The organism is Collinsella aerofaciens (assembly GCF_015561195.1).
GTDB classification, from domain to species: Bacteria; Actinomycetota; Coriobacteriia; order Coriobacteriales; family Coriobacteriaceae; genus Collinsella; species Collinsella aerofaciens_AC.
Genome location: NZ_JADMSU010000015.1, coordinates 21,835 through 36,357 on the forward strand (window position 1 = coordinate 21,835; position 14,523 = coordinate 36,357).

General features: G+C 58.8%; 11 protein-coding genes. 7 read left to right on the forward strand and 4 right to left on the reverse strand.

The genetic code is table 11. From position 1 onward, the window contains the following. The first annotated feature begins 18 nt into the window (after positions 1-18). A complete protein-coding gene (locus I2H81_RS09845) occupies positions 19-1,218 on the forward strand; it encodes an ABC transporter ATP-binding protein (protein WP_035137764.1) in 1,200 nt (399 codons plus the stop codon). A 457-nt stretch (positions 1,219-1,675) separates the two neighbouring features. Here I2H81_RS09845 and glgP read toward each other — a convergent pair whose 3' ends face one another. From glgP to galE, 3 genes are all read right to left on the reverse strand, one after another. Beyond that, positions 1,676-3,943, reverse strand: coding sequence for a glycogen/starch/alpha-glucan family phosphorylase (gene glgP, locus I2H81_RS09850; RefSeq protein WP_229108196.1), 2,268 nt, complete (start codon positions 3,941-3,943; stop codon positions 1,676-1,678). A gap of 129 nt (positions 3,944-4,072) precedes the next feature. Continuing rightward, positions 4,073-5,590 carry a 4-alpha-glucanotransferase gene (malQ, locus tag I2H81_RS09855; RefSeq protein ID WP_271817533.1) on the reverse strand — a complete coding sequence of 506 codons (1,518 nt, stop codon included), beginning with the start codon at positions 5,588-5,590 and terminating at the stop codon, positions 4,073-4,075. Between the two features lie 208 nt (positions 5,591-5,798). Continuing rightward, positions 5,799-6,860, reverse strand: coding sequence for a UDP-glucose 4-epimerase GalE (galE, locus tag I2H81_RS09860; RefSeq protein ID WP_195645423.1), 1,062 nt, complete (start codon positions 6,858-6,860; stop codon positions 5,799-5,801). 265 nt (positions 6,861-7,125) lie between these two features. Between galE and I2H81_RS09865 the strand changes: the two genes are divergently transcribed. Continuing rightward, on the forward strand, positions 7,126-8,331 hold the full coding sequence (locus I2H81_RS09865) for a coiled-coil domain-containing protein (protein ID WP_195645424.1): 1,206 nt from the start codon (positions 7,126-7,128) through the stop codon (positions 8,329-8,331). Between the two features lie 231 nt (positions 8,332-8,562). Here the strand turns inward: I2H81_RS09865 and murB are convergent, their stop codons facing one another. After that, positions 8,563-9,525 carry a UDP-N-acetylmuramate dehydrogenase gene (murB, locus tag I2H81_RS09870; protein ID WP_195645425.1) on the reverse strand — a complete coding sequence of 321 codons (963 nt, stop codon included), beginning with the start codon at positions 9,523-9,525 and terminating at the stop codon, positions 8,563-8,565. 183 nt (positions 9,526-9,708) lie between these two features. Between murB and I2H81_RS09875 the strand changes: the two genes are divergently transcribed. The 5 genes from I2H81_RS09875 (at position 9,709) to I2H81_RS09895 (ending at position 14,288) form a co-directional block, all read left to right on the forward strand. Beyond that, positions 9,709-10,737 carry a LacI family DNA-binding transcriptional regulator gene (locus tag I2H81_RS09875; RefSeq protein WP_006235873.1) on the forward strand — a complete coding sequence of 343 codons (1,029 nt, stop codon included), beginning with the start codon at positions 9,709-9,711 and terminating at the stop codon, positions 10,735-10,737. Positions 10,738-10,985: 248 nt separating this feature from the next. Further along, the gene (locus tag I2H81_RS09880; RefSeq protein ID WP_035137745.1) at positions 10,986-11,474 is read left to right on the forward strand and encodes a hypothetical protein; all 489 of its coding nucleotides are present in this window, start codon (positions 10,986-10,988) and stop codon (positions 11,472-11,474) included. A 38-nt stretch (positions 11,475-11,512) separates the two neighbouring features. Further along, positions 11,513-12,280, forward strand: coding sequence for a GntR family transcriptional regulator (locus I2H81_RS09885; RefSeq protein WP_195645426.1), 768 nt, complete (start codon positions 11,513-11,515; stop codon positions 12,278-12,280). Then, the gene (locus tag I2H81_RS09890; protein ID WP_195645427.1) at positions 12,265-12,978 is read left to right on the forward strand and encodes a GntR family transcriptional regulator; all 714 of its coding nucleotides are present in this window, start codon (positions 12,265-12,267) and stop codon (positions 12,976-12,978) included. Before I2H81_RS09885 ends, I2H81_RS09890 begins: the two co-directional genes overlap by 16 nt. A 194-nt stretch (positions 12,979-13,172) precedes the next feature. Beyond that, entirely contained in the window at positions 13,173-14,288 is a 1,116-nt protein-coding gene (locus I2H81_RS09895; RefSeq protein ID WP_195361938.1) for an SIS domain-containing protein, read from the forward strand. Positions 14,289-14,523 lie beyond the last annotated feature (235 nt).

The following is a 14,523-nucleotide window of genomic DNA, read 5'->3' on the forward strand; positions in this document are numbered from 1 at the left end:
ATATCGAAAGGTAGAGACATGGCCGAGATCGTTCTCAAACATGTTCAGAAGGTGTATCCCAACAACGAGTCAAAAAAGAAGGGCTTCTTTGGCAAAAAGAAGAAGACCGAGGAGAAGAAGCACAACCTCAAGGTTACCGAGGACGGTGTGCTCGCTGTAGAGGACTTCAACCTCACCGTTCACGACCAGGAGTTCGTCGTCCTCGTTGGCCCCTCTGGCTGCGGTAAGTCCACGACGATGCGCATGGTCGCCGGCCTGGAGGACATTACCTCGGGCGATGTGCTCATCGACGGCAAGCGTGTCAACGACGTGGCGCCCAAGGACCGCGACATCGCCATGGTGTTCCAGAGCTACGCTCTGTACCCCAATATGACGGTGTACGAGAACATGGCATTTACGCTCGAGCTCAAGAAGGTTCCCAAGGACGAGATCGACCGCAAGGTTCGCTCTGCTGCCGAGATTCTGGGCATTACCGAGTACCTCGACCGTAAGCCCAAGGCGCTCTCCGGCGGCCAGCGCCAGCGTGTCGCTATCGGCCGCGCCATCGTGCGTGACCCCAAGGTCTTCCTGATGGACGAGCCGCTGTCCAACCTGGACGCCAAGCTTCGTAACCAGATGCGTGCCGAGCTCATTAAGCTGCGCCACGAGATCAAGGGCACGTTCATTTATGTTACTCACGACCAGACCGAGGCCATGACCCTTGGCGACCGTATCGTGGTCATGAAGGACGGCGTCGTCCAGCAGATCGCCACGCCGCAGGAGGTCTTCAACCATCCCGCGAACATCTTCGTCGCCGGCTTCATCGGCGTGCCGCAGATGAACTTCTTCGATGCCCAGCTGGTGCGCTCGGGCAACGGCTTTACCGTCAAGACCGAGGATATGAACGTGGCACTCGCCCCCGAGACTTGCGCTCAACTTGCCCTCAACTGGGACGGCGGCGACGTGAAGGAGATTACGGCCGGCGTGCGTCCCGAGCAGATCCTGCTTGCCGACAAGGGCGAGGAGGGCGCGCTCCAGGGTACCGTCGAGGTGACCGAGCTCATGGGCTCGACCGAGCATGTCCACGTGACCGCTCCCGACGGCCAGTTTGTCCTGATTATCCCCGTCGTCGACCTCGAGGCCAAGGGCGCGCTCAAGGCTGGCGACACCATCTGGTTCAAGTTTGAGAAGAACGCGACCCACCTCTTCGATAAGGTCTCTGGCAAGAACCTTATCTAGGCCCGGTGCAACCAGGCCCTTCCTTTGGGCGACTGCGGTATTGCCATCCTTTTGCCGCGGTCACATATAAGGCTCCCCTCCCGTCCACTGGGCGAGAGGGGAGCCTTTCTTTGTGTCGGGGCTGTCCATCGGCCAGTTTGTCTTGATTTGTAACAGGTAGGGCCGATTTCGGACGCTAGGTGTTACAGATCGAGACAGTTCCGCTGAGCTGACCATTTCATCTAAATCTGTAACACCAAAGGTGAATTTCAGCTGCTAGATGTTACAGATTGAGATAAACCCAAGGGGAGGGGCCGGTATGTCTCGATCTGTAACAGCTGGGACCGTTTTGGTTGAGTAGTTGTTACAGATTGAGATTGTTTGGCCGAGTCGGGTCACAGGGTAACGTACGGGCACAAAAAACGGAGCCGTGTTGCCACGACTCCGTTTCTCAAGAGGATGGGTAAGGGAAGCGAAATTAGTTCAGGTGCCAGATCTCGTCGTTGTACTGGGAGATCGTACGGTCGGACGAGAAGGTGCCGGCGTTGGCGATATTGATGAGCGCCTTGCGCATCCAGGCGTCCTGGTCCTCGTAGTCGGCCAGCACGCGCTCCTTGGTCTGGATGTACTCCTCAATGTCGAGCAGGGCCATAAACCAGTCCTTGCCCTTAATGTCGTCGTGCAGGCGCTGCAGGCGCTCGGCGTTGCCGGTTGCCATAAAGGCCGGGTTGGTGATGAAGTCCACCAGCAGTTTAATTCCGGGCTTGCGGTAGAGCGCACCGGCGTTGTAGGTGCCGTCGGCGTAGAGCTGCTCGACCTGCTTGGACGAGGCGCCAAAGGTGTAGATGTTTTCGTCGCCGACGAGCTCGGCAATCTCCACGTTGGCACCGTCGAGCGTGCACAGGGTTAGGGCGCCGTTGAGCATGAACTTCATGTTGGAGGTGCCGCTCGCCTCTTTGGAGGCCAGGCTGATCTGCTCGGAGATGTCAGCGGCGGGAATCACGCGCTCGGCGGCGGTGACGTTGTAGTTCTCGATCATGACAACCTGCAGGTAGGGAGCCACGTCGGGGTCGTTTGCAATCCACTGCGACAGCGTCAGGATCAGATGGATGATGTCCTGCGCGATAGTGTAGGCAGGCGCCGCCTTGCCGCCAAAGATAATGGTGACGGGGTGCTTAGGTCTGTTGCCGTTCTTGATATCGAGGTACTTCCAGATGATGTAGAGCGCGAGCATCTGCTGGCGCTTGTACTCGTGGATGCGCTTGACCTGGACGTCGATGATGGCGTTGGAGGGAATGGTCACGCCCTGCTCGAGCGCCATGAACTGGCGCATGATGGCCTTGGCCTCGACCTTGGTGGCGGCCAGGCGCTCAAGAACGTCCTTGTCGTCGGCGAACTTGGCGAGTTTGCTCAGATCACCGGTGCTGCGCCAGTCGGTGCCGATTACATCGTCGAGCAGGCTGGCGAGCGCGGGGTTGGCCCCATGGATCCAGCGGCGGAAGGTGATGCCGTTGGTCTTGTTGGAGAACTTCTCGGGATAGATCTCGTAGAACGGATGAAGCTCGGTGTCCTCCAGGATCTTGGTGTGGAGGGCGGCTACGCCATTGATGGAGAAGCCAAAGTGGATGTCCATGTGGGCCATGTGGACGGTGTCGTATTCGTCGATGACGGCGACGCGCGGGTCATCGTGCTCGGCCTTCGCGATCTCATCGAGCTTGACGATAATGTCGGCGATGGCAGGGGAGACCTTCTGCAGGCTGACGAGCGGCCACTTCTCGAGCGCCTCGGCAAGAATCGTGTGGTTAGTGTAGGCGACCATGGAGCGTACGATGGTCACGGCCTCGTCAAACTCGATGCCATGCTCGGTGGTGAGCAAGCGAATGAGCTCGGGGATGACCATGGTGGGGTGCGTGTCGTTAATTTGGACCACGGCGTAGTCGGCCAGATCGTGCAGGTTGCTGCCGCGCTCGATGGCCTCGTCGATCAGGAGCTGGGCGGCGTTGCTCACCATGAAGTATTCCTGGTAGATGCGAAGCAGGCGGCCCTGCTCGTCGGAATCGTCGGGGTAGAGGAACAAGGTGAGGTTCTTGGCGATCTCGGTCTTGTCGAAGTCGATGGAGCTGCCGGGGACCAGGCCGTCGTCGACGCTCGCCAGGTCGAACAGACGCAGACGGTTCTTGGTGGGCTGACCGTAACCGGGCACGTCGATGTTGACGAGCTTGGAGGTGACGGCAAAATCGCCGAACTCGACGGTGTAGGAGCGGTCGTCGTCGACTAGGATGTCCTGCTCACCGAGCCACTCGTCGGGGACGGCCTTCTGCTGGTTGTCGACAAAGCGCTGACGGAACAGACCGTAGTGATAGTTGAGGCCCACGCCATCGCCGGTCAAGCCCAGCGTGGCGATGGAATCCAGGAAGCACGCGGCCAGGCGGCCCAGGCCGCCGTTGCCGAGCGACGGCTCGACCTCGAACTCCTCGATCTTGTTGAGGTCGTGGCCTGCGGCGGTGAGCTGGTCCTTAACCTCGTCGTAGATGCCGAGGTCGATCATGTTGTTGATGAGCAGCTTGCCGATCAAAAATTCGGCGGAAATGTAATAGAGCTTTTTCTTGCCGTTGTTGAGCGGGCAGGCGGCAGAGCGCTCCTGCACGAGCTTGACCAGCAGTTTGTAAATGTGGCGGTCATCGAGTTGTTCGAGCGAAGTTCCAAAGGACTGCTCGGCAAGATCCGCGAGATTGATGCGGGGCATGTTTCCTCCTGTGGTGAGTTGACTACATGTCAGAAATTCAAAAGAATCCCGCGCGAGGGGATTGGGGTGGCCTCGCGCGGGAAAAGCAAGCGCGTCCGCACGGTGGGGAGGGGTCGGGCGCGGTAGCTCCTATTGAGGAAGCTCGATTTCGGCTTCCGACGGGATGCGGAAGTAGGTCTCAGTCCAGTCGGTGAGTTTGTGCTCGAGCTCGCGGGTGATGGCGCCGTCGAGCATGCGCCAGGTCCAGTTGCCGCCCAGGGTGGCAGGGGTGTTGATGCGCGCCTCGTTGCCCAAGTTGAGCAGGTCCTGCATGGTGTAGATGCACGTGTCGCTCACGCTGGCTGCGATGGTGCGATTGAGTGCATCTGCCATGGGTTCGCCGGCCTGCTGATGGGTGTACAGGGCTGCCTGCTCGCGCTGACGCGGAGTAGCCGTTCCTTCAAACCAGCCGCGTGCCGTCTCGTTGTCGTGGGTGCCCACGTAGGCGACGGTGTTGGCAATGTAGTTGTGCGGCAGGTAGTACGAGTTGGTGCCCTCAAAGGCAAACTGCAGGATCTTCATGCCGGGGAAGCCCGAGTTGTCGCGCATGTCGATGACGCCGGGGGTGAGGAAGCCCAGGTCCTCGGCGATGATGGGCAGCGTGCCGAGCTTTTCCTCGAGCGTCTTGAAGAACTTGAGGCCGGGACCCTGCGTCCACGAACCGTAGGACGAATCGGGCGAGGAGAACGGCACCTCCCAATAGGCCTCGAAGCCGCGGAAGTGATCCAGGCGGATGACGTCGTACATGTCGAGGGCAGCGCGAATGCGGCCCTCCCACCAGGAGAAGCCGTCGGACTCCATGGCGTCCCAGTCGTAGATGGGGTTGCCCCAGTACTGGCCGGTGGCCGAGAACTGGTCGGGCGGCGTGCCGGCGACGCTCACGGGATTGCCGGCGGCGTCGATCTTAAAGAGTTCAGGTGTCGCCCACATCTCGACGGAGTCACGCGAGACATAGATAGGCAGGTCGCCGATGATGAGAATGTCGCGCTCGTTGGCATAGGCCTTGAGGCGGCTCCACTGGCGATCGAAGAAGTACTGCGTCATCTGGTGGTAGAGCATACGCGCCGGATGGTCGGCGCAGACCTTGGCAGAAGCCTCACCGCGGGTGCGGAGCTCCGCGGGCCACTCCCAAAACGCCTTGAGACCGCACTCCTCTTTGATGGTCATGAACTCACAGTAGGGGATGAGCCAGTCCTCGTTGGTCTGGATAAAGTCATCGAAATCGGCCGGCTTGTCGGCAGCAAAGCGCTCGGCGGCGCGGTCGAGAATCTGACGGCGGCCGCCAAAGATAGCACCGTAGTCGACATTGCTGGGGTCGGATCCCAGATACACGCCATCGATATCGCGCTGCTCCAGATACCCTGCCTCGATAAGCTCGGCAAAGTCGATAAAGTTGGGGTTGCCTGCGCGGGCCGAGAACGACTGATAGGGCGAATCGCCATAGCTGGTCGTCGTAAGGGGCAGAATCTGCCAGTAATGTTGTTTGCACGAGGCGAGAAAATCGACGAAGTCGTAGGCATTCCAGCCAAAGCCGCCGATTCCGTATGGTCCGGGCAGAGATGAGACGGGCATGAGGACGCCGCTTGCACGCTCCATGAATGCGCTCACCAACCTTCTTGTTGTGGGGTCGGCCTGCCGATGGGTATGCAGTCCGCCTCCGATGTTCTGATTCGATACGCCTATTGTAAAACATGTTGTTTAAACATGTACAGGCAAGATAAAAAAGTTGGTCGATTTTCGGCGAATGGCTACATGCCATGAAAAAGCCCCGACCTCACAACGTGAGATCGGGGCAAGAACGGAATGTAGGTTTTTGCTACTCGGCGTCGGCGAAGCCGTTGGGGTTGTGGCTCTGCCAGTTCCAGCTATCGCGGCACATGTCCGCGATGTCGTACTGGGCCTTCCAGCCCATCATGCGCTCGGCCTTGGAGGCATCGCACCAGTTGGCAGCGATATCGCCGGCGCGGCGCTCGCGGATCACGTAGGGCAGCTCCTTGCCACAAGCCTTGGAGAAGGCGGCGACGACCTCGAGTACCGAGGTGCCGGTGCCGGTGCCCAGGTTAAAGATCTCGACGCCGGTCTTGCCGTTCATCCAGTTAAGGGCGGCAACGTGACCAGAGGCCAGATCGCACACGTGGATGTAGTCGCGCACGCCGGTGCCGTCGGGGGTGGGGTAGTCGTTGCCAAAGACCTGAACGGCCTCGAGCTTGCCCACGGCGACCTGGGCGACATAGGGCACCAGGTTGTTGGGGATGCCCTTGGGGTCCTCGCCGATCAGGCCCGACGGATGAGCGCCGATGGGGTTGAAGTAACGGAGCAGCACGACGTCCCACTCGGGGTCGGCGGTGTGGACGTCCATAAGGATCTGCTCGATCATCCACTTGGTCCAACCATAGGGGTTGGTCGCGGGCTTCTTAGGATCCTCCTCGGTGACGGGCGGGTTGTCCGGGTCGCCGTAGACGGTCGAGGAGCTCGAGAAGATGATGGACTTGCAGCCATGGTTGCGCATGACGTCGATGAGCACCAGGGTGTTCTCGATGTTGTTGTGGTAGTACTCGACGGGCTTGCTCACCGACTCGCCGACGGCCTTAAAGCCGGCAAAGTGGATGACGCGGTCGATCTGATGGGTATCGAAGATCTTGTTCATCGCATCGCGGTCGAGCACGTTGGCCTCGTAGAAGGTGAGGTTCTTGGCGGCCTCGTCGCCCACGATGCTCTTGACGCGGTCGACGGCGATGGCGCTGGAGTTGGAGAGATCATCGACGATGACGACCTGGTAGCCACCCTCGAGCAGCTGAACGACGGTGTGCGAGCCGATAAAGCCGGCGCCACCGGTAACGAGGACGCAGGTGTCTTTGGGGTCGAGTGCTTTGGACATGTAGTCTCCTATCGAATCAGGAACACTTCTAGAGGGGAGTATAGCGCAGGCGGGGACGCCCAAATCGTGCGCTGAGGAAAAGCAGAGGATTATGTTAACGTACTCATATAAGAGCTTGCTCAATTGTTACCTATAATTTGACAATTGCTTACGAGCCGCCGACCTTGTAGTTTCCTGCCGTTCGTGGAAATCGTTGGGACGCGCCATATGTACGCTAATATGTATGAGTTGAGCGACATATAAATAAGCATGTAACGGAGTACATATGTCACCAAACAGCGATTCCATCCTTTCCCAGGAGCTCTCGCGCCGCACTGTCCTTAAGGCCCTGTTCGGCGCCGCTTCTGCGGCAGTTCTTTTTGGCCTGCCCACTCGCGCCCATGCGGCGGAGGCTTCCAAAGAAACCACCGATAAATTGAATGCCGCCCAGGCCCAGCTCGACGAGGTTCAGGCCCAGCTCGACAGCATCGCAAATGAGTATGCGGCGCTGGCCAACAAGAATGCCCAGACCCTCAACGACATCGAGAATGTCCAGGGCAAGATTGACGACACGCAGGCCCAGATCGATGAAAAGAAGGCCGAGCTCAAGAAGAAGCGCAACGACCTTTCCGATCGCGTGGCCGCCAGCTACAAGTCCGGCGGTACGAACATCCTGTCGCTGCTGCTGGCCTCTGGCTCGTTTGAGGAACTCGTCGCCAACGCGCATTACGTTGAGAAGATCAACAAGAGCGACCGCGATGCCATCGAGGATATCCAGACGATTCAGGCTGAGCTCGACGCGCAGAAGACCGAGCTCGAAGCACAAAAGGCCAACCTGGAGAAACTCAAGGACCAACAGACGGCTCAGATGCAGGATATGCAGGCCAAGCAGCAAGAAGTCCAGACCGTGCTGAACGGTCTTTCCGACGACGTCAAGGAACTCATGGCCCAGCGCGATTCCGAGATTCTCGCTGCCGCCCAGGCTGAGGAGGCCGCTAGGAAGGCGGCTGCGGCAGCCGCGGCCTCTGCGAACACGGGCTCTTCTTCGGGTGGCTCGAGCTCGGGTGGCGGCTCGTATGCCGGCGGCACCCCGCAACAGACGGGCGGTTCGGGCAAGCAGCAGGCCGTCGTCAATGCGTGCTACTCGACGCCTTCTCCCGGCCAGGGCTGGTGTGCTGCCTGGGTTACCAACGTCTTCCGCAATGCCGGCGTGGGCTATTTTGGCGGCAACGCGTGTGACATGTTCAACGCCTGGTGCTATAGCTCCGACCGTTCGGCGCTGCAGGTGGGCATGATCGTGGCCGATTCCTCGCACAGCGGCACGGGTGCTCCGGGCCTTATCTACGGTCATGTGGGTATCTACGTTGGCGGTGGCATCGTTATGAGCAACGAGGGTGCCATTACGTCGAAGTCGCTTGATTCGTTTATTAGCTTCTATGGCACTGGGTCGGGCGTGCGTTGGGGCTGGCTTGGCGGTATTGCGCTGTCGTAACTGCGGCTTGAAGCTGGTTGGTCCGGGACTGCGGGCGAGGCAAAAGGTTGCCTGCTCTACAGTCCTGCGCAAGACGAAGGCCACATTAAGTGGCCTTCTTTGCGTGCGGAACTCGCGACCAACCTTATGCCTCGCCCGCATTCCCGGACCTTCCGGGTTCAAAGCGCGACACACCGGACTGGTTGTCTGATATAAAGATGGCGAAGGCCCCTTTCGGGGCCTTCTTTTTTATTAGAGGAATTCGCCTACTCGGTGGACTTCGGGTTCTAGGTCTACGTCGAATTGGTCTTTGACGGTTGTTTGGATGTGGCGGATGAGTTCGTCGACATCGGCGGCGGTGGCGTGGTCGGCGTTGACGATGAAGCCGCAGTGCTTTTCGCTCACCTGCGCGCCGCCGATGGCGTGTCCTCGCAGGCCGGCGTCCATGATGAGCTTGCCGGCAAAGTAGCCCTCGGGGCGCTTGAAGGTGGAGCCGGCGCTCGGCATGTCGAGCGGCTGCTTGTCCTCGCGGCGCTGGCGGTAGTCATCCATGTCGGCCTTGATCATCGCGGCGTTGCCCGGGGCGAGATTGAAAGTGGCCGAAAGCACGATGAAGCCGTCGTCGGCGATGCGGCTCTTGCGATAACCCAGGTTGAGCTCGTCGACATCGAACTCGATGATGCTGCCGCTACCGCGGGTACCGTCGTCGAGCATGCGGGCGGGCTTGTAGACGCGCACGGACTCCAGCACATCGGCCATGCAGGCACCGTAGGCACCGGCGTTCATGTAGCAGGCGCCGCCGACCGACCCGGGAATGCCCGAGATGGGCTCCATGCCGGTGAGACCGGCCTCGGCTGCCGCCGCGGCGACATCGGAAAGCAAGGCGCCGGCTGCCGCCGTGACGTGCGTGCCGTTGACCGTAATGTCGGAGAGGCCCTCGCCCAGCGCTACGACGATGCCGCGGATGCCCTTGTCGCCGACGAGCAAGTCGGAGCCGTTACCCACGATGGTGAGTGGCAGGTCGCAGCGATAGCAGGTATCGAGCGTGGCGACGAGGCCCTGCTCGGTATCGGGCGTGACAAAGACGTCGGCCGGGCCGCCGATCTTAAACGTGGTGTGCTCGCGCATGGGCTCGCTCATCAGCACGTTGTCCTCGCCGGCAACGCCAGCGAGCGCGCACAGCAGGTCCTCGTTAAAAAAGTCGTTCTCGTGCATACGAATATCCGCCTTTTGGTGGTCGTTGTCATCAATCGATTGCAATATACCCCACCCGGACGGATTTGGTGCGCTGGCGGCGATAAAACAGCCGTCCACCGGATTGGTAAAGTGTTTATCACCGAGGTAGAGGGGTAGTCGCTATACTTTCAAGAGATTGCGCGTAAACCCGGAAGGAGCGAGATGGCCAACAAAGTCACCCTCAAGCAGATCGCCCAGGAGGTGGGGCTTTCCCCCTCGTCGGTCTCGCTTGTTCTTAATAATCGGCCCTGTCGCATCTCGGAAGAAAACCGCAAGCTCATCAAAGAGGTCGCGGCGCGCAACCACTATGTTCCCAACCAGATTGCGCGCAGCCTGGTCATGCGCGAGTCGCGCACGCTGGGCCTTATCGTCCCTAACATCGAGAGCCGCTTTTTTGCCTCGCTCGCCGGTAGCCTGGAAAAGCGCTGCCGCGAGGACGGCTATGCGCTCTTCATTACCAGCTCGGGCGGAAGCGCCGATGACGATCTGGAGCTGCTGCGCCAGCTGGTGACGCGCGGCGTTGATGGCGTCTTTCTGGTGGTGGGTGACGAGTTCTCCGACGACCGCGCCCTGCGCGAAGAAGTCAGCCATCTGCCCATCCCGGCGGTAATGGTCGACCGTGCCATTGAGGGGCTTGAGTGCGACAAGGTGATGTTCGACCACGAGATGGGTGGCTACATGGCCACCCGCTATCTGATCGAGCAAGGTCACCGTCGCATCGCCTGCTTGGTTAACGCACGCCGTTCCAATACGGGTCGCAAGCGACTTGCCGGCTATGAGCGCGCTCTGCGTGAGGTTGGCCTGCCGATCGACGCGCGTTTGGAGTTTGAGAGCGAGTACTACATCCCGAGCGCATACGAGGCCTCGGAGGCGGTGCTCGCAACTGACGCCACTGCCGTGTTCGCAAGCTCGGATAACATTGCCCTCGGTTTGCTCAAGCGCTTGCACGAGATGGGGAAGAGCATCCCGGGCGATATCTCGGTGGTGAGCTATGACAACTCGGCGGCCGACGTTCTCTTTGAGCCGGCGCTGACCGCGATTGAGCAGGATCCTGGTGTCCTTGCGGAGCATGCTTTTGGCTGCATGTCCAAGCGTCTTGCCGGTAGGGGCGGTAGGCGTGCCGAAGAGGTCGTCCTGGAGCCGGCACTTATCGTTAAGGGCAGCGTGCTCGAACTTACCGAATGTAGCTAAACGTACTTGTTTGTTTGCATAGATTGCATGCGGAGTGTCTGCTATTTGCCGGCGGGGCCGGGGTGCCTGCCTTGTTTTGAGAAGTTCGCGGAGCCCACTTCTCAAAACAAGGCAGGCACCCCGGCCCTCGTCCGTTAACTCTTCCGCTGGGCGAGCCTTAGACGCCGCGCACCGATAGGGTAAGGCAGCGGCTTGAAATTGGTGCTATATTCAGCTTGAGTTGTTTAATGCTAGTACGGGAGGCTGATATGGGGCTGTTCAAGAAGAAAAACCCGCAGGATGCCTTTGATCCCGATGTGTTTACCATCACGGATACGATTTTGGACCCGCCGCGGTTTACATTTTTGCCGGCTATCTACCAGGATGCCACGCGCCGCAAGTGGGCTGTGCATCAACGCGGTGGCGAGCCGAAGATTTTTGACTATGCGGACGTGTTGCAGTGCGAAGTGGCCGAGGCGGGCGATCCGGAGGCCGAAGAAGCGGTCTCTAAACAGGAATTTGCCCAGCGTATCCTGGCAAATCCTGCCAAGGCGGCGAAAATAAACGCTGCCAAGCGTAATATGTGTCTTGGTATGGGCGTTGTTGTGGCGGTTCAGACGGGAAAAGACGAGGTTTCCAAATTAGAGATTCCCGTTATGACCGACGAAGTCAAACGCGATTCAAGTCTATATAAGTCGTATCGGAATGTCGCCGAGAAGATCAAGGCAGAATTTGATGCCATGGGAGGGCTGGCCTAATTTTGGCGGCATACGTTTCTGAATGAGGAGTCTGTGCAATGGCAGGCGAATCTTATGCAATTCCCCCCAAAGATCGTGCTGTTGAGGGAATTCTTTGGTATATCCAGCACCATCAGCTTGCCGGCGGCGATCGCCTGCCGGCCGAGCGCGTGCTGTGCGAAGAGATTGGCGTTTCGCGTACGGCGTTGCGTGCCGGTATCACGCGGCTTATCTCGTGTGGAACGCTCGAGAGCCGTCGCGGATCGGGCACGTATGTGTGTCCTCCCAAGCCGCTGAACATCTTCCAGGAAACGTATAACTTTTCCGATGCTGTGCGGACTGCCGGCCTGCACCCCTCTTCTCGTCTGGTTTCCACCGGGACCATCGAGGCGGATGAGGCGCTTGCCGACAAGCTTGGGGTGGCTGTAGGCGCTCCCTTGCTCCGCATGCAGCGCGTTCGACTTATTGAGGGCGAGCCGGCGTCAATCGAGACCGCTCACGTTAACCTGTCCCTGTGCCCATCGCTTCCCGAGCACGATTTTGAGTGTGAGAGCCTTTACGATGTCTTGCTCAAAGAAGGTGGCGTGCGTGTTGAGCATGGACGTGAGCATATCTCCATCTCGCGTTTGAACGCCGAAGAGGCTGAGCTGCTCCAGCAAAAAGAGGGGACGCCGGTGTTCTATGAGAGCGCGATCGAATTTGATAAGGACATGCGTTTTGTGGAGCATTGCAAATCGGTGATTTTGCCCACAAAGTTCCGCTTTGCCGATAACGGTGAAAAGAACGGCATGAGGAGCGTGGCAGGTGAACAATGGCTGAAACAGTAGATGCCACCCCGGTTTATATGCGCATACGACGTCGCATTGAAGAGCGTATCGAACGCGGTATATATCCCACGGGTTCCATGATTCCGTCCGAAAAAGACCTCGCCGAGGAATTTGGTACGACACGCTTGACCATTCGAAGTGCTGTCGATGAGCTGGTTCGGCGCGGGCAGATTCGACGCGTCCGCGGAAAGGGCGCGTTTGTGGCGCAGAAAGTGCCCGTTGCCTACGAACGAACAGGAGGCTTTCGCGAGTCGGTTCGTGCTTCGGGCGGCGAGCCGTCCGTCCGCATCCTCGCGCGTTCCAGGCGTTATGCGGGCCCATATTATGCCAACCTGTTTGGCATTGCCGAGAACGATTTGCTGTATTCGATTCGGCGTTTGAACTGCGTCAACGGCGATCCCGTATCGATTGAGATGGCGTTCATCCCGTGCCTGCTGTTTCCCACAATCGAAGATATTGACGTGTCGGTCTTCAGTTTGTACGAGACCTATGAGATGTTGGGCCGAAAGCCGGTCATGGCACAGGAAAAGCTCGATATCGAAGCACTGGGCGCGCGAGATGCCGGCCTGCTTGGACTGGAGCAGGGCGATCTTGCTTTGACGCTTGAGTGTGTGAGCTTCGATGCGAGCGGCCAGGCGATCGAGTACGTCAAGTCGTTTAACCGCGGTGATGCGGGTGGATATACCTACACGTACTAGCTGGTTTTTTGCATAACGGGCTGAAAAGTTGACGGAATTTTGATTCGTTGAGCAGACCGTATATACAACCTTACATGGCTCAAAATCGACCGTTCGCCGATGGGGATAAATTAATCGACAAAGAGATATCAAAAAGCCGTAACCTGTAACTGTGATTGGTATCAAATACTAATGATTTGTTACGAGGTGAGACGATGAAGATGCTCGATTACGTTCAGCTTGCCCATGTGCGTATGGGAGAGAATCTCGAGCGTTCGTCTGAGCTGGTAGCGCAGCTCGTTGATATTTTCCAGTCCGGTTCTTTTGACGCGCTGCGCATCGTTGCTTCGGGTTCGTCGCGCCATGCTGCGGATTGCGCCCGCGATTACCTGCAAGATGCGCTGCAGATGCAGGTGTCCGTTGTGACGCCCGAGGCCTTCGTCGATTTTGAACACACCTATCCACAGCATGCGCTTAACATTGCCGTCTCGCAGAGCGGCTATTCAACCAATACGATTGCGGCGCTCGATTACATGCGCGCACACGATATGGCTGCAGTTGCGCTCACGGCAAACGTCGAGGCACCCATCAAGGAACACGCTGACATCGTTCTTGACTACGGTGTGGGCGTCGAGTCGGTGGACTTTGTGACTCTGGGCGTCGAGGTTCTCGTTGAGTACCTGGTGCTCTTTGGTATTTACGGCGGTCAGGCGCGCGGAACGATTGACGCCAAGGGCGTTGCCCAGCGTCTTGACGACCTGCGCGAGGCTATCCAGGCCAATGCCGTGATGTGCAAGACCGCCGAGGCATATGTCCAAGACCACATGCTCGAGCTTTCTGAGCACACGCCCGCTATGGTCGTCGGCAACGGCCCCAACTATGGTGTTGCCGAGGAGGCAGCGCTCAAGCTGAGCGAGACCATCAAGATTCCTGCCATGCATCACGAAGGCGAGGAGTTCGTCCACGGTCCCGAGATGCAGATCGTTCCGGGCTATCTGGTGTTTATTGTCGACGATCCGCAGGGGTCGGAGCGTCTTGCGAATATCGCCGATGCGCTATCGAACGTTACGACAAAAACGGTGCTGCTCACGGCCCATCCCAAGGGTGGGGCTCACGAGGTTGTGGTGCCTCAGGTGGCTCCGCTGCTCAGCGCAATTCCCAATCTCGTGTTCTTCCAGACGATTGCGGCAATAATCGCCGAGCGTCTGAAGTCATGGGACGTTCACCCGTATCTCGATGCTGTCTCCAAGCAAATGGAGGTCAAGGCAGAGGGCTACGAAGAGTCAGTCAATGCGCTTAAGGCCAAAGCGGCTGAGTGTTACGGAATGTAAGCGGGTTTTGATGCCCGTTGGCATGGGGGATGTGGAAACAACCCCAGAAAGGAGAGACAAATGAAGGAAACCGAGAAGATCGAGATCATGCATTTCGACCAGGAGGGCTATCTCGAGGACGGCAAGGCGCTCTACGAGACCGGCAAGAAGATGACCGCGCTCGCCGACAAGGTCGCCGACGAGGGCTACGACGCCGTGTTCCTGATGGGCGTCGGCGGCACCTGGGACGAGCTCA